This window comes from Limnobacter sp. SAORIC-580, from assembly GCF_013004065.1.
Taxonomy (GTDB): Bacteria; Pseudomonadota; Gammaproteobacteria; order Burkholderiales; family Burkholderiaceae_B; genus Limnobacter; species Limnobacter profundi.
On record NZ_CP053084.1, the window covers coordinates 101814 to 119823 of the forward strand.

The window sequence follows — 18010 nt, forward strand, 5'->3', positions numbered from 1 at the left end:
TTTTTAGCTCAACAAAATGAGCGACCAGTTTTCAACGCTAAACAGACTCGACTGCGCCTACAAAATCCGGGGTTATACAATGACCTATTGGGCGAACATCATTTTTCCTAAATCACCAGAGAAAGGCTTACTCCTTATCACGCCAGTCTTTGTTGTAAAGAAGTTCGTTATGAGTTAACTTCAGAACAGCAAACTTGTTAATTCTTTGTTCAGTTTTAGGTCCAAATTTTTTCGCCTCGTCAAAAGACAAGAAAAGTTGTTTTTTCTTCAAGGCAGACAAAATTCTAAGTATTCGCTGTGTGGCGGCGACTTCAATATTCTTGTAAACAACAGAATCGTGTATGGCAAAAGGCAAAGAGGTCAAAGAAAGCATTGCTACATCAAATCCAATTAGGCCAGCGTATGACTTCCCTGTTCCGGTATCGTCGGGTGATGTAAAACTGTACGACGATTCGCTTTTTATGCGTAACTCAGAACTATTTCTTGTAGGACCATAAACAACTTTGTTAAAAGCCTTCAACTTGACATTAATTTTTGCTTCAATATCGAGAAAGATTTTCGTGTAAATTTCATCAAGGCGCTTATTGGAGATCGTTATGGCTTCATCAAGTTGTTCTTTTTTATCAAAATAATAGTTTTCGTTTCTTGCCTTATCTGTGCTCTCTTTCAATTCAAATACACGCTTAAACATGTCGTCCGGCATGCCTTTTGACTCCAAAGTGGCTTGAATTTCTTGCTCTAATGATCGACACTCGTTTGCTAGACTAAGCTCTTCAGATTGCGTGCTTGTGAGTTCGTCTCTAAGTTCCTTCTTAACGATACTTCCAATCTTTTGGTGAAATGACTCAACTTGCTCAAGTCTGTCGACATTGACCGACGGGAAATATTCCGCAACAAGCGCAATATTGGTGGCAAGTCGTGGAGTAATACCGGATATCTCTCTCTGTAACCTTTTAATTTTGCTCAGAAGCTCATTTCTCTGAATTGTGAGTTCATCCTTGCGCAGTTGCATGCGTCGCAAGTTTTCACCAAATAGAGCCTCATAGGCATTAAGCGCTCCGCCGAACCCTTGCTTAAGTTTTTCAATCTGCTCAGAATTTTCAGTAATTTTTTTAGTATTTTCCTTGTACTGCGTCTTGTTGATCCTAGGAATAATTTTCTCGTTCATTGAGCCAGTAATGAGCTTCCTACGTGCTTTCTGTTCATTGATTACCTCTCTCTCTGCCGCAATATCTGGACTTCGGCCAAAGATGTCAATCAAGCGGCTAATCGCTGTTACTGACGGCTCTTTAGGTGCGCCGACAAAAGGTTGATCTGGTTCCAATCCACCTTTTTTCCATATTCGAGAGAAAGGACTGACCACGGAGCGATATGAACTTTCTAGGGACGCTAGGCCATAAAGTTCTGCTAATTTCTTTCGGTACTCATCTATGGTTAGCTCGCCTTGCCTCGAATAGGATTTATCACAGACGTAAACCACCTCTGGTACTTCAGTTGAGCGACAATAGAAATAACTTTCACCCGCAAAGACGAAACAGAAATTGTAGTAATGAGGACCTAGCTTCTTAATGGCACCAGCATCGTCCTCAAGAAAAGTATTGCCTCCTTGTACGAAGTCAATGACCATCAATGCCGTAGACTTTCCTATAGAGTTTTTGGCATCATCATCGCCCAATATGATGTTTAGACCATCATGGAAAATTATCTTATTGTGTTTGAAATATGGGCATTGAATCTCTTTAAGCATATTCAATCACCGTCGTGTTCTCTCGAATTTCTAATAAGCCAAGAACATATAAGATATCTAGGGCGTGAATGAATTCGCTCGCGTCATAAAATACTTCCTTGGTTCTTGAATAAATTTCAGTAATACTTTCATTCTGTTTTCTGTTGTCTAAGATACATTTCATCTTGAAGATAGTGGACTCTTCAAGTCTTGTGAACTTACTCGGCACTAACATCAAAGACCTCACAATTTTGGACAAAAAACGAAGCTAATACCTTCGCAGGCAAGATTGGTTTTTGTGATTTTTCACTGATCCACTGTGCAACATAGTTGAATACCAAGTCTTTGTTGTCAGGATTCTGCCTGCTCATGGCAAGATAGTACGAATTGATTTGATTTAAAAGAATTCGAATCGAAGCCTGATCTTGTCGCTCTAGTGCACGGATATGATCACGAATCCGCACATAGAAACTAATGGCATTTACTTTGATTTCGTGTTTTTGAAGTGGGCTCATCCCAGTTTTTAGCTTTTTGTCCACCGTTGAGATGTCAAAATTTGCAGAAGATAGCGCATTTTCATCAAACTCATAGGAAGTAATCGCGTCTAATATCGCGAAAATTTCTTCCTGAAGAATGTGTTGTGATGCCGTAAGTCTTGCCTGGGTGTCGCTCAGATATCGGTCCTTGATTTTTCTGAGTTTTTCCAGCTCGTCAATCTTGAAGTCCTTGTCGTATTTTGTATGACATGTCGGACATAGAGCGATAAGATTCTCAAGGGCATTGATCTCCGAGGGTGCAGGATACCCGACCAGGGCTGTAACTTGAACTTGCGTGGGGTTTAATGGGTAAATATGGGCAATTTCATAGCATTTAGCGGGCTTTTTTGAGCCTTTTTTTTGGAAAATGATCGGCTGAGTACATAAAGGACAGCACCCGCCTGTCTCTGCATAGAGAATACTGTTCTCATTTGCAGTGTAATTCTCCCTTTTGTTTGCCATCTATAGACCTTTGCGCCTAAATGCCAATAACTCTCGCGATACTACATGATAACAACACCTTACCGATATACTTCGGGAGTAGATACTTTGGTATCCAGGGGTTCAACATTGCGAGAGCTCGTTTGCAAACCTCAGTTGGTGACACGCTGATGTTTCTAAATTCCTTTCATCATTACCTACGGATGTCCGCGGATTGAGCTATTCAGAACATTTGGTTGTTGCTCTTAATATCAGATCTGCGATCGACGGGAAAGGCTGGAATTCAACTGATTACTGACATCCACTTTTATGCGGTCGACGGCAGCTCTGGCCGATAAGCAGTCACACCGCCAAATTTAGGCTGACTCCTGAGGCAGTATGTTAAAACCGCTCAAAGGTTATCTTTGCAGTGGTTTCTTAAATAGCTTGGCCAATGCAACACAAGTAACTAAACCCAGAACAATCAAAAACACGGGCAAAAGCAAACGCAATGCAGCGATTGGTAACCAGTCCAATAGAAGCTCAGGGATCTCAGAATAAAAAATCTCTAGACGGAAGGTAAAGATCAAGTAGTCAAACGATAGCTTGCCAAGTGTGAAAGTGAACAGGAACAGAGCCGATCGCCCTAAATACTGCGCAAATGCACCAGCCAGGAAGGGGGCAGTAATTACCAACGCTTCCAGAAGAATCAAACCGCGTGACTCAGTGTTTTGAATCTGCAAAAAGTCCATGCAGTACAGAAGGGCCAACAGCAAAAATGCGAGCCCTAAAGCTAGACCTTGTTGCGCACTAAGTGAGTTTTCAGCCGACATACAAAATGCTCTCGGCTTCTTCAAGAATAATTGACTTGATCATGTCAGTGGATTTGTCGCTCACCGAATTTTGAAGTTATTCGTATAACAACTAATTGCAATTTACCTGAAAATCAAATAAATTCAATTTATCTGTATTTCAGGTAACTTGTAATGCCAACACACAACCATGTTCTCACCACCACTGCTCAGCTAGGGCAAATTTTACAAGCCTCTCGCAAGTCAAAGAAGTGGTCACAAGCCCAGTTGGCGAACAAGTTGGGTCTTAGCCAGTCACGTGTATCTCATTTGGAGTTGCATGCCGAAGAACTTAGCTTTGCCCAGTTAATAAAATGGTGTGCAGTTTTGGGTTTAGAGCTTTCGGTTGGGCTGCGTGAAACCCGTGCCGAACAAACTTTGACGGATTGGTAATATGGGGCGCAGATCACACAGTCAAAGTTTGTCGATTTGGTCCAATGGCCAGCGTGTTGGGCTTTGGACCATACCCGCACGTGGCGACATGCAGCTTCAGTACGATCCTGACTGGCAAGCTTCGGAACTTGGGCGACCCCTGTCATTGTCTTTACAGTTCAACATTCAAAACTTGCCCATCAAGGGCGACAAAGTTCTGAATTACTTTGACAATCTGCTTCCCGACAGCGAAGCAATTCGCAAGCGGGTTGCGGAACGGTTTAAAACCGGATCTATCGATGCGTTCGATTTGCTTAAAGCGATTGGTCGAGATTGCGTGGGTGCTGTTCAACTATTGGGTGAACATGAAGAGCCCGAGAACATCGAGAGTGTGCAAAGCCATCCCGTAAGCAAAAAAGACATCGAAAGTCTTTTGATTGAAACGGTGTCACCAATTGGTTTCGGTACAAACGTGAACCCCCACACCGATTTACGTATTTCAATTGCCGGGGCTCAAGAGAAAACGGCGTTGCTGCGTTGGAAGGGCAAGTGGTGCATACCGCAAGGTTCAACCCCTACCACTCACATTCTTAAATTACCTTTGGGTTTAATGGGCGGGCAAAAGGCGGATTTCACAACGTCGGTCGATAATGAATGGCTTTGCATGACATTGCTGAAGGCATATGGTTTACCCGTCGCGAATGTGGACATCGAAACTTTTGGCACTCAGCGGGTTTTGGTGGTTGAGCGATTTGACAGAAAGATTGCCCCGAATGGTGAGTGGATTATGCGTCTGCCCCAAGAAGACTTTTGCCAGGTAACTGGTATGCCCTCGATTCTTAAATACGAAAGTGATGGTGGTCCAGGTTTACAAACCTTGTTTAATACTCTTCAACAGTCAGAGAACTCAGCCACCGATCTTCGGACTCTCATGGCCACTCAAATTCTTTTTTGGCTTCTGCGCGCGCCCGACGGACATGCAAAGAACTTCAGTGTTCAACTATTGCCGCGGGGGCGGTTTCGATTGGCGCCCTTGTACGACGTGATGTCTGCCTATCCTGTAATGGGGAAAGGCCCCCATCAGTGGTCATCCAAACAGATTAAGTTGTCAATGGCTTTACTTGGCAAAAACAGACACTACAGTATGGATTCAATTGTTCGACGACACTTCAAAAGCACAGCCAAGCACCTTGGCTATGAAGAGTATATTGAGCCACTGATTGAAGACTTATTGGCGCGCACGCCTGCGGTAATAGAACGTGTTAGCAAAAAACTACCCGATGGGTTCTCCAGCCATGTTGCTGAAACTGTATTAGGCGGATTAGGGAAAGCAGCCAACAAACTAAGTGGCAAATCAAGCTTATGAAAACCCTGCTCATCATCTACCACTCCATCACAGGCGGGTCCAAAGCCATGGCCCAGGCGGTGGCTGAAGGGGCGGGCACTGAACCCAAGACCCGTACTGTGCTTTTGCATGCCAGTGAAACCACCGCTGAACATGTGTTGAATGCGCACGGCTATGTGTTTGTTACCCCCGAAACTTTGGGCAGCATGGCGGGTTTGATGAAAGACTTTTTTGACCGCACCTACTATGCAGCGCTCGATCAAATCAATGGGCGGCCCTACACGGTGTTGGTGTGCGCCGGCAGCGATGGCCAGGGTGCAGTCAAGCAAATTCAGCGCATTGCTACGGGTTGGCGTTTAACGGAAATGGCGCCGCCACACATTGTGTGTACCCACGCACAAACGCCTGAAAAAATTCTGGCACCCAAAACCATTGCCCCCGCGGATTTGCAACATTGTCGCGATTTGGGCGCTGCGTTTGCAAGTGGTCTGGCTTTGGGTTTGTTTTAAGCCACCAACCTAATTTCTCCACTCCGGAAGCCGCACATTTTTCCACACTGCAAAGGCCCGCAGGCCCACGGTAACCAGTACACAGCCCAGCATGTTCACATACGCCGGGTTGTCCAGTTCGCGCAGGCCAATGTAAGCCCAGCCGCCAAAGAAGGCGCAAATGGCATAGGGGCGGTGGTCTTTAAAGGCTTGCGGAATTTCATTGCACACAATGTCGCGCAGCACACCGCCAAACACGCCAGTAATTACACCCATGAATACGGCCACCAGGCTGGGCATGCCCGCCATGATGGATGCGAAAACGCCCGCTGCAGTGAACAGGCCCAGCCCCAAAGTATCGGGCCACAAAATGGCTTTTTCAGTGAACTTGAAATGTCGCTGCCGCATAAACAACATGGCCACGATGCACAGCACGAACACGGCCCACAGCAATTCAATGTATTTCACCCAGAAGAAGGGCCGCACATCGAGCAACAGGTCGCGCAGGGTACCGCCACCAAAGGCTGCCAAAAAGGCCACCACGCACACACCCACGGCATCCAGCCGCTTGCGTGCACCTTCAAGAATTCCGCTCAGGGCAAAGGCCAGCGTGGCCACCACTTCAATGCCCAGTTGAATGTTCTGGCTGAATTCGCCGGGGTTTAGCGTGGCCATAGTTTCTGGTTCATGTGGTTTGAATGACAGGTTTTTGTCCATTGTAGTACCAGCAGCGCTATGCGCATAAGCAAACCGGGTTTTTCCACCCGGTGTAGAATCTAGCCAAATTCTGTCCGAGGTTTTATCGTGTCTACCCCTTTCCGTGTGTTGTCTTTCATCCCGCCGATGACGCAGCTCAACACGCCCTATCCATCAACCGCCTACATCACTGGCTTTCTGCGCAAGCAGGGTATTGATGCTGTGCAGGCCGACATTGCGCTGGGCCTGGTGCTCAAGCTGTTTTCACCTGAAGGGCTGGACAGGATTGCCTCGGAAATTGAGCAGTACGAGGAAGTGACCGAGCGCGTGGCCCTGTTCATGGACCAGTTCAGCCGTTACCGTGCCACCATTGCCCCCACCATTCGCTTTTTGCAGGGGGGCGATTCCACCCTGGCCCACCGAATCAACAGCCGGGCTTTTTTGCCGGAAGGCCCGCGGTTCGAGGCGCTGGATGTGTATGTGGACGAAGAAGGGGGCGACCCGCTGGCCTGGGCCTTTGGTGCCTTGGGCGCGCAAGACAAGGCACGCCACCTGGCCACTTTGTACCTGAACGACCTGGCCGATGTCATTGCTGATGCGATTGATGAGCGCTTTGAGTTTGTGCGTTATGCAGAATCACTGGCCGGTAGCCAGCCCAGCTTCGACCCGCTGGCCACGGCTTTGCAACAGCCTTTCACGCTGATCGATGAAATTTTGGTGGAATTAACGTTGGCTGAATTCAAACGCCAGCAACCACAACTGGTGTTGTTGTCTGTGCCCTTTCCCGGCGCGGTGTACGCCGCTTTGCGCATGGCGCAGGCCATGAAGGCCGAGAACCCCGCCATCAAAATTGGTTTGGGCGGTGGGTATGTAAACACTGAATTGCGCGAACTCGCAGAGCCCCGTCTGTTCGACTTTGTTGATTTTGTAACGCTCGATTCAGGCGAGCGCCCCCTGCTTTGCTTGATTGAACACCTGCAAGGCAAGCGTGGTCCGCAGCGGTTGGTGCGCACTTTCACGCGCAACGCTGAAGGAACGGTTCAATACACGAACTGGGCTGAACCCGATGTGCCCTTTGGCGATGTGGGCACCCCCACTTGGGATGGTTTGCCATTGCACAGTTACCTCAGCCTGCTCGACATGTTGAACCCCATGCACCGGCTGTGGAGTGATGGGCGCTGGAACAAGCTGACCGTGGCCCATGGCTGCTACTGGAAAAAATGCAGTTTTTGCGATGTGTCGCTCGACTACATTTCCCGCTACGAGAACGCCACAGCCACTGAGCTGGTGAATCGCATTGAACAAATTGTGGCGGAAACCGGGCAAACCGGTTTTCATTTTGTGGATGAGGCTGCACCCCCCAAAGCCTTGAAAGCCTTGGCGCAGGAATTGATTGCACGCAATGTGTCCATTTCCTGGTGGGGCAATATACGGTTTGAAAAATCCTTCACGCCCGAGCTTTGCCAGTTGCTGGCCGACAGTGGCTGCATTGCGGTTAGTGGCGGGCTGGAAGTGGCATCTGACCGCTTGTTGAACCTGATGAAGAAGGGTGTTTCAGTGGAGCAGGTGGCGCGGGTGACCAAAGGCTTTACCGATGCCGGCGTGTTGGTACACGCTTACCTGATGTACGGCTTCCCCACCCAAACTGTGCAAGACACCGTGGATGCGCTGGAATACGTGCGCCAGTTGTTTGCCGAGGGCTGTATTCAATCAGGTTACTTTCACCGTTTTGCCTGCACTGTGCACTCGCCGGTGGGCAAAAACCCGGAAGAATATGGCATTCAATTGAAGCCCCTGCCCCAAGGCACTTTTGCGAAAAACGACATTGGTTTTATCGACCCCACTGGTGTGGACCATGCGGCACTGGGCGAAGGCCTGAACCGTGCGCTGTACAACTACATGCACGGCATTGGCCTGGACCAGAATGTGCGCAGCTGGTTTGACCAAAAAGTGCCTCGCCCCACGGTGCAAAAAAACTTCATTGAGCAGGCTTTGTACCGCAAACCAGTCAAAACAGCTTAATATTGACAGTATGTAAACTTCAAAGGTGGCACCATGAGTTTAAAAACCCTGTTGATGCCCATGATCACCCAACACCGGTTTGCGCGCGGCACCCTGCTCGCCCAACGCACCAAAGCCGAGAAAGCCCGGCTGGCCTCTGGCCGCCCCCACGAGGTTTATTACTTCCACCAGGTGGACGACCCCTACAGCCATTTGGTGGCCCAGGCTTTGCCCCGCTTTTTGGCGCGTTACAACATTGAATTGAAGCCACATGTGGTGAGCCCCCCACCCGATTCGGCCGCACCTGAACGGGAAAAACTGGTGGCCTACAGCCGAGTGGATGCCGCTTTGCTGGCGCAGCGCCACGGTTTGAGTTTTGTGGACTATGGCCGGCAGCCCGCCTTAGCGCGTGCCCGTCAGGCCACCCACACTTTGGTGGCAGCCATTCAAGACGGGCAGTTTGTGGAGCATGTGGCCTCGGTAGGCCAGTGGTTGTGGGCCGGCGATGAAACCCAAATGCCTCCCGAGCAATTCAATGCATTGAAACCGGTGTCCAGCCAAGATGTGCAAAACCACATTGCACAGGCCGACGGGTTGCGAGACAAATTAGGGCATTACCTGGGCGGCATGTTGTATTACGAGGGCGAGTGGTACTGGGGCATCGATCGCCTGTACCACCTGGAGCAGCGCTTGCAGGCTTTGGGTGCGCAAGCCAATGGGGCCATTGCCTTGTTGTTTCCTGCAGACGATGGTCTTGAGCACGCCAAACCACTGGAGAACCCGCCAGACATTGATTTCTTCTTTTCCTTCCGCAGCCCCTATTCCGCCATTGTGGCCCCCCGCATTTTCGAGTTGGGCCGCCTGACTGGCGCGAAAGTCAATTTGCGTTTTGTATTGCCCATGGTGATGCGCGGCTTGCCCGTGCCCAAGGTGAAGCGCGAATACATTGTGTACGACACCGCCCGGGAAGCGCATGTGCGTAACATTCCTTTTGGCCGTTTGAACGACCCCGTGGGCAAACCCACCGAGCGCGGCCTTGCCTTGATCCCGTTTGCCGAACAGCACAGCAAGGGGCAAGAATTTGTGCTTTCCTACATGCAGGGTGTGTGGGCTGAAGGCATTGACGCCGGAAGCGACAAAGGTTTGAAAAAAATGGTAGAACGCGCTGGTTTGCGTTGGGAAGGTGCAGAAGTGGCCCTGCAGCACGAGGCGTGGCGCGAGCGGGCCACAGCCAACAGAGAGGAGCTGTTTGCCGCTGGTTTGTGGGGGGTGCCCTCATTCAAGGTGGGCAACACCGTGGTGTGGGGGCAAGACCGCTTGTGGGCTGTGTATGACGCGCTGCGCTCGTATCCGGCCTGATTTGCCTAATGTACCGTTTTGAAGTATCAATGACCTCTACGCACTCCAAGTTTGAATGACATGAAAATAAGTGACGTTGCCAAGAGACTTGGCTTGAATCCAAAGACCATTCGGTTTTACGAAGATCAGGGCTTGATTGCTCCGAAGCGGGCTGATTCTGAGTCGTGGTTTTCTACTAGCAAGAACCGTGTTTTTGGACCAGAAGACCTGTCCAGGCTTGATTTTGTCAAAAAGGCTCGCGAACTCGATTTTTCGATCAAGGAAATTCAGTCTGTGCTTGATTATTATGACCAAGGCCCCGCCTGTGGTTGTGGTTCAAGAACCCGGGTTGACGAGTTGATTGAGCGAAAACTCGTCGAGGTTCAGCAATTGAAGCAAAGCCTTCAGGAACTGGAGAAAAAGTTGATCGACATTCGGGTGAACAATGCCGCGATTGCATCCAGGCTGGCTGGTGTACCCCATGAACCCGAAGGCGAATTTTTGATTGCAGACTATATTTTGCCCGCATCAACTGAAGAAAAAAATAAGGCTTGACCTTCCAGTGGCTGGAACATGCACCCTGAAATTCGGGAATGTTCCCCATGCTTTTCTAGGAGATTTTTGATGAAAGTTAAATTGTTTGCCGCTGCTGTTGGCGTGTTTGGACTGGTGACTGTGGCCTTGGCCGCATGCCCGCTTTGCGCATAAAGTGATAGAAGCGCCGGGCCTTTTTGGGCCCGGCTTTCAATACGTGGCTTGTGCCGGGGCTGTGGCCTTAGCAACCTGATTTGCCTTGCTGAATGGGTGGGCATTTCACCGACCCATACGAGCAAAAAACACAGCAATCGCCAGGCTTGGGTTTCAGCAAAATATTGCAATGTTCACACTTGAAGAAAAACAGGCAGGCGTCCGTTGGCATTACGCAAAGGGTGCTTTTGCTGCAACTTGGACAAGTCAAAATCGACTCACGTACAACTTCAGTCATGGTGCGTTCCCCGCTTTTACATGAACCATGGCACTGCCAACATGAGCATTGAAAGCACGGCGTTTAACCAGTAAATCAGCTTCTGACCGCGGCTGCAAGTTTTTGTGATGGACTACTTGACCTTGCCACCATGTCAGGGTTTCTAATAAAGTAAAACAAGTACTGATCAAGGAAATTTCATGCCAGGTTGCAACCATTGCCCCTCTGATGAAGCGGCCAAGTCTGCTGCAAACAATCCCGGTTTTCGCAAGGTATTGTGGATCGCGCTGATTGCGAACGCAGCCATGTTCTTCATTGAAGTGGGTGCCAGTTGGTCGGCAGGCTCCGTATCTCTGCTTGCCGATTCACTCGATTTTGGTGGTGATGCGGCCAACTATGCTTTGTCCCTGTTTGTGTTGGGAATGGCGCTTCAAACCCGTGCCAAAGCAGCCTTGCTCAAAGGGGTGTGCATGGGGCTGTATGGTGTTGGTGTATTGGGTTTTGCCGGGTATGCAGCCATGCACGGCCAGGTACCTTCTTACGCCACCATGGGTGTCGTGGGTTTAATGGCTTTGAGCGTGAACGTGGGTGTTGCAGCCATTCAGTACCGTTATCGCAATGGCGATTCCAACATGCGCTCGGTGTGGCTTTGCAGCCGCAACGATGCAATTGGCAACCTGGCTGTATTGGGTGCTGCATTGTTGGTGGGTGTTACGCAAACAGCCTGGCCCGATCTTGCGGTGGCGGCGCTCATGGCCACACTCGGTTTAACAGCGTCTGTCAGTGTCATCAAACAGGCAAGGGCTGAAATACGGGGCGAAACACCTGCGGGTGCTGCACATTCGCATGGTCATTCTCACTGATTCAATTCAAGGTCAGGCTCGAGCGTACTTCTTGCGATATTGAACCGGTGAAAGCCCGGTGGCTTGTTTGAATTGTCGCCTTAAATTCGATTCGTCGCTGTAGCCCAGTTCTTCGCTAATGGTGTTGACTGGAAGGCTTGACCAAATCAGTTGTTCGCTCACTTGGTGAAGTTTCAGGTGCCGGGCATAACTGGCCACGGGTATCTCAGTCAAAGCGCTCACCTTTCGGGCCAAAGTGCGTTCGCTCAAGTTTAACTTCCCCGCCAGTGTTTGCACGGTGATCTGTTCTGCAGGCATTTGCGCCACGATCGCTGCCAGTTTTCGGAGCAAAGGGTCAGCCTGCTCCATAAAGGCAAACGATCTGAAAGCAGGGTGCTGCTGCACTGGCCTGGGTAGCACCATCAGTTTGATGAACTCCTGAAACGCGGGTTTACTCAGCGACTTTTCGATCAATTGCTGCGCAAGAAGCAGGTAACCGTGAACACCTGCAGCCGTGGCGGTTTTTGGGGTTACCACGCAATCGCTGTCAATCAGCCAATTCACGTTGGGGTAGTTTTTTTGCATGGCATTGGCCAGCCACCAAGTGACTGTGGCGCGTTGGCGGCGAAGCCGGCCGCTTTCGGCCAGGAAGCACACACCTGTGCAGTAGCTCCACACTTTGGTGTGATCGGGCAGTTGTCGAATTTGCTCAATCAGCTTGGCGTGTTGGGCAAGCAGCTCCGGCAACTGGCTGGGCGATTCAGTCCACATGCCGGGCACCAGCAGCACATCCAGTGGCGTGTCTTGAAGCAGTGAGTTGGCAGTCAACACCATTTGATTGGCGCATTGCACAGGTTTCAGGCCGGTACCCACCAAGCAGGTTTCAAACAGCAGTTTGCCCGACAGTCGGTTGCTGGCTTGTAGCAGGTCATTGAATGCCATCAAGCCCGCAGGCATGCATTGGTCATACAGCAAAAGTCCAATTTTCATAATTTTTCCGGGTGTGGCAGAAAATGACTGAAAGTTGTCATTCTATGCCATAACTGGAGAATGTGTTTTTTTGCCATGATTCAGCATCCCATACCGGAGAAGAGTCATGAAAATTCAGCAACTGCGCAATGCCACCATTATTCTGGAATTCGGAGAATACCGGGTGTTGGTCGATCCCATGCTTGCACCCCGGCATGCCCTGCCACCCTTGAAGTTCTCTGGCGGCATGTTGAGAAACCCCACAGTCAGTTTGCCTTCTCAGGCAGACATGGCCTTGCTCGATGTTACACACTGTTTGATTACCCACTGCCAGAAAGGCCATTTTGATCACCTGGACCGCTTTGGGCGGGCCTGGCTTCGGAAATATCAAATACCTGTGATTTGCACGGCGCATGATGCACCACACTTGGCTGGTAAAGGGTTGAATATTCAAGCTCTACCCGTCGACGTTGACAGTAAGAAAGCTGCTTTCCTGGGTGGTTCGATCAGCACAGTGCCGTGCGTGCACGGGCGAGGTTTTGTGGGTTCATTGATGGAACACGGGGTGGGTTACTTCATTCAGATTCCGGGTGAGCCCTCGCTTTACCTGAGTGGGGACACCATTTTCACACCCCGCATTCAAGAGTTTTTGTGGACCCGAAAACCCGACGTGAGTGTGGTGCCCGCCGGTGGGGCGCAATTTGATGTGGGCGGTGAAATTATTATGGGTGTCAGTGATGTGCTTGAGTTCACGCGGGCTGCCAGCGGCACGGTAATTGCCAACCACTTAGAGGCAATCAGCCACTGCCCGGTGACTCGGGATCAATTGCTGATTGCTGCACAGCATGCAGGGCTCAGTAAGCGATTGGTGGTTCCGCAAGATGGGGAGATTGTGGATTTGAACGTGTAAAAGCGAACGCACCAAAAATCCGAGCATGTAAGGAACTCATTGTATTAATCGATCGCCATGTTCAGATTGTCAGTGAGGCTTTGATAATTTCACATTCGCCTATCGTACTGTGCCCTAAACATTTCGAACGCAAGCGTTGTAATTCACTTTTCAGTGCTTGAAGTTGACTGAGCCTTTTATCGATTTCGGTCAATTTATTGTCGATGGCATCGTTGATTGGCTCGCATGACTCGCTGGGTGAATGTTTGAGTTTCAGTAAGGAGCGTATTTCATCTAGTGATATGTCAATGTTGCGACAAAACACAACGAACGCTAAATCTTCGAGATGATGCTCGCCGTAAACCCGGTAGTTGGAGACGGTTCGGTCTGGTGCACAAAGCAGGCCTTCCTTCTCGTAGTAGCGAATTGCCTCTACCGTTATACCCAACTTCTCGCTTAACTCACCGATCCTCATCAATTTCTCCTCGGGGTTGACTCTAAAGCTACTTTAGGGTTTTTAATGAATATATTGCAATTTCACGAGGAGATCAAGATGCCAGGTTGTTCAACATGTCACGATCATCAACCTGCCCAATCAGTTTCACCAACCTACAAAAAAGTGTTATGGGTTGCTCTGGTTGTCAATTTGGGTATGTTCATCGTTGAGGTGGCTTCAGGTTTGAAAGCGGGTTCTGTCTCCCTGTTGGCGGATTCACTTGATTTTTTTGGCGATGCAGCGAACTACGCTGTTTCCCTTTTTGTGTTGGGCATGGCGCTGTCGATTCGTGCCAAGGCAGCCCTTGTTAAAGGCGCCACCCTGGGAATTTTCGGGTTAGGCGTTTTGGCCTATACGACGTATCGCCTTTGGACAGGGCAAATTCCTGAACCTTTGACAATGGGAGTGGTAGCGGTGTTGGCACTGGTTGCCAATGTGGCTGTAGCTTTGATGCTTTACAAATGGCGTGAAGGCGACTCGAACATGCAATCTGTATGGCTTTGCAGTCGCAACGACGCGATTGGAAATGTGGCCGTAGTTGCGGCCGCCGGCTTGGTTGCCTGGACCGGTAGTGCATGGCCTGATTTGGCAGTGGCGGTGTTGATGGCTACTTTGGGTATTACCGCGGCTAGAACCATCATCGCTCAAGCATGGCGCGAATTGAACCAAACCAGTGTGTGATACTCTTATGTCCATGAAAAGATTCTTCCTAGCCCTTCTCATGTTGGTATTACCGCTTCAAGCAGTGCTTGCAGCGGTAGAAACCTATCATGGACACGGGGCAGAGCATGAATCTGCGATTGAGGCAGTGTTTCATACCCACGATGGGTATGATCACCACGCCGCACATCACGAACCAGACAACAACAAGCAGCAAGACCAAACCTGCGATGGTGATCACCACCATTGCCATGCCCACAGTGTGAGCGTGTTGCCCAGTTTGTTGACTTTTGCCACACTCCCCAATGCCTTGGACCAAGAACCTGAAGAGTTCAACGGCTTTCAATCTTTCTCGTCAAACCGCATAGAACGCCCGAAATGGGTCTGAGCAAAACCTGAATTAGCCACCCTTTGATGCCTTTTTGTGCGGGCTAAAAAAGGGCAGTTCATCTGTTTTGTTTGGAGAATTTACTTATGCATTCACCACATCGTGTGGTGTCCACTTGCCTGGCTTTATTGTTTTTGAGCGCTTCTCCTGCTGCGTTTACTCAGCAAGCCATGTCTGTGGAAACCCCAGTGACAGTTCAAGATGCCTTTGAATCGGCCTTGAGCATTGATCCAGAAGTGCAGTCGGCACTGAAGCGCATTGAAGCATTCAAAGCGAGAAGGAGTGCAGCCAGCGCCTTGACTGCCCAACCACTTTCACTGGAAGGATCGTATCGATCGGATCGGAACTACAACAACCAGGGCTTGCGAGAAATCGAGCTCGGTGTGTCCGCACCCATCTGGAACTGGAATGAGCGGGCGCGTACCCAGTCGTTGCGAGACACCGAAATTGAGTTGGTGCAGTTGCAACTTGAACAGAAAAAACTCGAACTCGCTGGTCTTGTACGTCAAACGCTGTGGAATACCCTGGCGGCGAACCTTGATGCAGAAATCGCACAGGCGCGACTTAAATCCGCGAAAGAGTTGATGGTGGATGTTGAAAAGCGGGTGAAGGCCGGCGACTTGGCCCAAACCGATTTTTATCAGGCTTCTGCACTGTATGAACAGACCAGAGCAGAATTTGCCCGAACTCAAAGCGCTTTAAGTGATGTGAGTGCAGATTACGCGGCCACCATCGGTTTGCCTGTTTCAGTGCTTTCACAGATTCAAACCGAGAGCACTGACATTCCCAATGGGCTGAAACCGCTGGATCACCCCGCGATCAAACTGGCGCAGCTTCAGGTGTTGGCCCAGCAACAACAAAGCGATTTGGTGCAAACCCAGGCGCGAGCAAATCCTGAGGTGGGTTTGGCCATCATCAGCGACCGTGGCGCATTCACCTCGGCCAGCGAGAAATCTTTGGTGGTGTCCACGCGAATTCCTTTGGGCAACTCGTCGGAATATCAAAGCCGGGTGTTGCAGGCAGAAAGTGAAAGCATTGCAGCCGAAGCTGCACTGACAAAAACCCAGCGGCAAATCGTTGTTCTTGGCCGTGCAGCCGAGAGCAACTTGGACCTGTTCGCGCAAATCAAAGCGTCCGCTCAAGAGCAGGCCAGGCTGGCCATAAAAACATTCAGGTTGTACAAAAAATCATTCGATCTGGGTGAAACCGATTTGCCCACTTTGTTGATTGCCGAACAGAAGGCCTTTGAGGCCGACAAACTGGCCCGGAAATCTGCCATCGAATATGCCGCAAAAGTTTCAGCCTACAAACAGGCCTTGGGACTTCTACCATGAATAATATTGAGATCAACGTCATGAAACAGAGCAAATTTTTAACCAAGGTATTGTCAGCTGCGGTGCTTACCGGCTCGCTGATCTTCTCCACGACAGCTTATGCAGGCCCGGGTCACGACCACGGCGATGAAGCACCGGTTGCAGTTGGTGAAGCATCGCCCCGCGTGGTCATGGAATCGGAATTGTTCGAGGCGGTTGGTATTTTGAAAGGCCGCATGCTTGAAATTTACATTGACCATGCAGCCACCAATGCACCCGTGCAAAACGCCAAGGTTGAATTGGAACTGAACGGTCAGCAAGTGCCCGTTGAATTGCACAGCGAGGGCGAATTTGATGCACAGTTGCCCGAGGGAATCGAGGAAGGCACTGTGGCTGTCAGCATGACTGTATCCGCAGGCGACAACATTGATCTTTTGGCGGGTGACCTGATTGTTGGTCATCACGATGACCTCGATAGCGTTGAAGAAGTGCAGTCACGTCTCTCGACAATAGTCTTGTACGGGATTGGTGGATTGTTGATTCTCGCGGTGTTCGTGATCGGATATGTTCGTCTTAAATCAAAGGGAGACAAATAACCATGTTGAAAAAACAGTTTGTTCTCTCTGTATTGGCATTCAGCTTGTCAGCACCGCTTTCTGTGTACGCGGGCCCTGGGCACGATCACGGCGACGAAGCACCTGTTGCAAGCACTGGGGACGGTCCTAAGCGACTCGCTACAGGCGAGGTGTTCCTGCCAAAACCTGCACAGCGGCAGTTGGACTTGCGAACACAAGTCGTTCAAGTAAAACCTCAGGCCAAAGTAATTGAAATGAACGGTCAAGTGGCACTAGATCCCCAATCGGGCGGTGTAGTACAAACCAGCCTAGGGGGCTTTTTTGTGCCTTCGAGTGCTGGTGTTCCGCAACTGGGAGAGCCAGTAAAAAAAGGGCAAGTTTTGGGATTCATCCAGACGCCCCAAGCCCCCTTGGAAAAGTCAGCTCAATTGGCTCAATTGTCGCAATTGAAATCTGAACTGGCGTTGGCCAAACAACGCTTGGAAAGGTTAACCCTACTGGCCGACACCGTACCCAAGAAAGAAATTCAAGCCACCCAAGCGCAGGTACAAAGCCTTGGTGAGCAAGTGTCTGCGTTATCTGGCGGTATTGGCTCGCGCGAAGAGCTTCGTTCTTTGTCAAACGGCGTTGTGGCTTCGACGGCAGCAATTGCTGGCAAGGTGTTTTCTGAAGGTGACGTGCTGTTTGAAATTGTGAATCCCAAAGTGGTTCGTATTGAAGCCACTTGGTTTGAGCCCAACGCGGTTCCCCAGTTTTCCTCCGCTCAAATTCCTGCAGGTGAAAAAACCTTAAAGCTGAACTACGTGGGTGCAGCCAGTAGCGTAAAAAATCAGTCGCTGTCTTTGGTGTTTGAAGCCCGCAACGTTGACGGTCCGCGGTTTCCAACAGGCCAGCTCTTGACCGTTTACGGTGAATTGGCCGAGAAGCTTGACGGTATCGCCATACCCAGTGCTGCGGTGGTTAAAAATGCGGCCAATCAAACCATAGTCTGGATCAAAAAAGAGCCTGAATTATTCGAGCCCAAAGTGGTATTGACTGAGCCGCTGAACGGCGTCGAAGTGTTGGTACGAAGTGGCCTGACCGGTGATGAACGCGTGGTTGTTCAGGGTTCAACCTTGATCAACCAGGTTCGATAAGGGAG

General features: G+C 49.9%; 21 protein-coding genes. 13 read left to right on the forward strand and 8 right to left on the reverse strand.

Annotated elements, in window-relative coordinates; genetic code table 11:
• Positions 1–127 precede the first annotated feature (127 nt).
• The 4 genes from HKT17_RS00460 to HKT17_RS00470 all read right to left on the reverse strand — a co-directional run bounded on the left by HKT17_RS00460 (position 128) and on the right by HKT17_RS00470 (position 3515).
• Positions 128–1747 carry a DUF2326 domain-containing protein gene (locus HKT17_RS00460; protein WP_171096986.1) on the reverse strand — a complete coding sequence of 540 codons (1620 nt, stop codon included), beginning with the start codon at positions 1745–1747 and terminating at the stop codon, positions 128–130.
• Complete coding sequence (locus HKT17_RS15725; protein ID WP_371815421.1) at positions 1740–1961, reverse strand: ABC-three component system middle component 7; 222 nt, start codon at positions 1959–1961, stop codon at positions 1740–1742. Before HKT17_RS15725 ends, HKT17_RS00460 begins: the two co-directional genes overlap by 8 nt.
• The gene (locus HKT17_RS00465) at positions 1945–2724 is read right to left on the reverse strand and encodes an ABC-three component system protein (RefSeq protein ID WP_171096988.1); all 780 of its coding nucleotides are present in this window, start codon (positions 2722–2724) and stop codon (positions 1945–1947) included. Before HKT17_RS00465 ends, HKT17_RS15725 begins: the two co-directional genes overlap by 17 nt.
• Positions 2725–3101: 377 nt before the next feature.
• On the reverse strand, positions 3102–3515 hold the full coding sequence (locus tag HKT17_RS00470; protein WP_171096990.1) for a hypothetical protein: 414 nt from the start codon (positions 3513–3515) through the stop codon (positions 3102–3104).
• A 153-nt stretch (positions 3516–3668) separates the two neighbouring features.
• On the opposite strand from HKT17_RS00470, the gene HKT17_RS00475 reads away from it, so the two are divergent.
• From HKT17_RS00475 to HKT17_RS00485, 3 genes are read left to right on the forward strand one after another with little or no spacing between them, the layout of a single operon-like run.
• On the forward strand, positions 3669–3926 hold the full coding sequence (locus HKT17_RS00475; RefSeq protein ID WP_171096992.1) for a helix-turn-helix domain-containing protein: 258 nt from the start codon (positions 3669–3671) through the stop codon (positions 3924–3926).
• Position 3927: 1 nt separating this feature from the next.
• Positions 3928–5271: a type II toxin-antitoxin system HipA family toxin gene (locus HKT17_RS00480; protein WP_171096993.1), complete on the forward strand. Its 1344-nt coding sequence runs from the start codon at positions 3928–3930 to the stop codon at positions 5269–5271.
• Positions 5268–5759, forward strand: a complete 492-nt coding sequence (locus tag HKT17_RS00485) for a flavodoxin family protein (RefSeq protein ID WP_171096995.1) — start codon at positions 5268–5270, stop codon at positions 5757–5759. Before HKT17_RS00480 ends, HKT17_RS00485 begins: the two co-directional genes overlap by 4 nt.
• A gap of 9 nt (positions 5760–5768) precedes the next feature.
• Here the strand turns inward: HKT17_RS00485 and HKT17_RS00490 are convergent, their stop codons facing one another.
• Positions 5769–6413, reverse strand: a complete 645-nt coding sequence (locus HKT17_RS00490) for a trimeric intracellular cation channel family protein (RefSeq protein ID WP_171101318.1) — start codon at positions 6411–6413, stop codon at positions 5769–5771.
• A 168-nt stretch (positions 6414–6581) separates the two neighbouring features.
• Between HKT17_RS00490 and HKT17_RS00495 the strand changes: the two genes are divergently transcribed.
• Genes HKT17_RS00495 through HKT17_RS00505 form a run of 3 tightly spaced genes read left to right on the forward strand, consistent with a single transcriptional unit; the run spans position 6582 to position 10328 of the window.
• The gene (locus tag HKT17_RS00495; RefSeq protein WP_371815433.1) at positions 6582–8456 is read left to right on the forward strand and encodes a B12-binding domain-containing radical SAM protein; all 1875 of its coding nucleotides are present in this window, start codon (positions 6582–6584) and stop codon (positions 8454–8456) included.
• A 33-nt stretch (positions 8457–8489) separates the two neighbouring features.
• Positions 8490–9794: a DsbA family protein gene (locus HKT17_RS00500; protein ID WP_171096997.1), complete on the forward strand. Its 1305-nt coding sequence runs from the start codon at positions 8490–8492 to the stop codon at positions 9792–9794.
• A 60-nt stretch (positions 9795–9854) separates the two neighbouring features.
• Positions 9855–10328 (forward strand): MerR family transcriptional regulator, encoded by a 474-nt coding sequence (locus HKT17_RS00505; protein WP_205882465.1) that lies wholly within the window; start codon positions 9855–9857, stop codon positions 10326–10328.
• A 220-nt stretch (positions 10329–10548) separates the two neighbouring features.
• Here HKT17_RS00505 and HKT17_RS15565 read toward each other — a convergent pair whose 3' ends face one another.
• Positions 10549–10758 (reverse strand): GDCCVxC domain-containing (seleno)protein, encoded by a 210-nt coding sequence (locus tag HKT17_RS15565; protein ID WP_240965860.1) that lies wholly within the window; start codon positions 10756–10758, stop codon positions 10549–10551.
• A gap of 179 nt (positions 10759–10937) precedes the next feature.
• Here HKT17_RS15565 and HKT17_RS00510 point away from each other — a divergent pair, with 179 nt between their 5' ends.
• Positions 10938–11600, forward strand: a complete 663-nt coding sequence (locus HKT17_RS00510) for a cation efflux transmembrane domain-containing protein (protein WP_171097001.1) — start codon at positions 10938–10940, stop codon at positions 11598–11600.
• A gap of 12 nt (positions 11601–11612) precedes the next feature.
• Here HKT17_RS00510 and HKT17_RS00515 read toward each other — a convergent pair whose 3' ends face one another.
• Positions 11613–12569, reverse strand: coding sequence for a GlxA family transcriptional regulator (locus tag HKT17_RS00515; protein WP_171097004.1), 957 nt, complete (start codon positions 12567–12569; stop codon positions 11613–11615).
• A gap of 106 nt (positions 12570–12675) precedes the next feature.
• On the opposite strand from HKT17_RS00515, the gene HKT17_RS00520 reads away from it, so the two are divergent.
• Positions 12676–13458, forward strand: coding sequence for an MBL fold metallo-hydrolase (locus tag HKT17_RS00520; protein ID WP_171097007.1), 783 nt, complete (start codon positions 12676–12678; stop codon positions 13456–13458).
• Positions 13459–13519: 61 nt separating this feature from the next.
• Here the strand turns inward: HKT17_RS00520 and HKT17_RS00525 are convergent, their stop codons facing one another.
• Positions 13520–13912, reverse strand: a complete 393-nt coding sequence (locus tag HKT17_RS00525; protein ID WP_171097009.1) for a MerR family transcriptional regulator — start codon at positions 13910–13912, stop codon at positions 13520–13522.
• Between the two features lie 45 nt (positions 13913–13957).
• Here HKT17_RS00525 and HKT17_RS00530 point away from each other — a divergent pair, with 45 nt between their 5' ends.
• The 5 genes from HKT17_RS00530 (at position 13958) to HKT17_RS00550 (ending at position 18005) form a co-directional block, all read left to right on the forward strand.
• Positions 13958–14614 (forward strand): cation efflux transmembrane domain-containing protein, encoded by a 657-nt coding sequence (locus tag HKT17_RS00530; RefSeq protein ID WP_371815422.1) that lies wholly within the window; start codon positions 13958–13960, stop codon positions 14612–14614.
• Positions 14615–14621: 7 nt separating this feature from the next.
• Positions 14622–14981, forward strand: coding sequence for an urease accessory protein UreE (locus tag HKT17_RS00535; protein ID WP_240965863.1), 360 nt, complete (start codon positions 14622–14624; stop codon positions 14979–14981).
• Positions 14982–15067: 86 nt separating this feature from the next.
• Positions 15068–16315 (forward strand): TolC family protein, encoded by a 1248-nt coding sequence (locus tag HKT17_RS00540; protein WP_171097010.1) that lies wholly within the window; start codon positions 15068–15070, stop codon positions 16313–16315.
• On the forward strand, positions 16312–16890 hold the full coding sequence (locus HKT17_RS00545; protein ID WP_171097012.1) for a hypothetical protein: 579 nt from the start codon (positions 16312–16314) through the stop codon (positions 16888–16890). Before HKT17_RS00540 ends, HKT17_RS00545 begins: the two co-directional genes overlap by 4 nt.
• A 2-nt stretch (positions 16891–16892) precedes the next feature.
• Positions 16893–18005: an efflux RND transporter periplasmic adaptor subunit gene (locus HKT17_RS00550; RefSeq protein ID WP_171097014.1), complete on the forward strand. Its 1113-nt coding sequence runs from the start codon at positions 16893–16895 to the stop codon at positions 18003–18005.
• Positions 18006–18010: the final 5 nt, after the last annotated feature.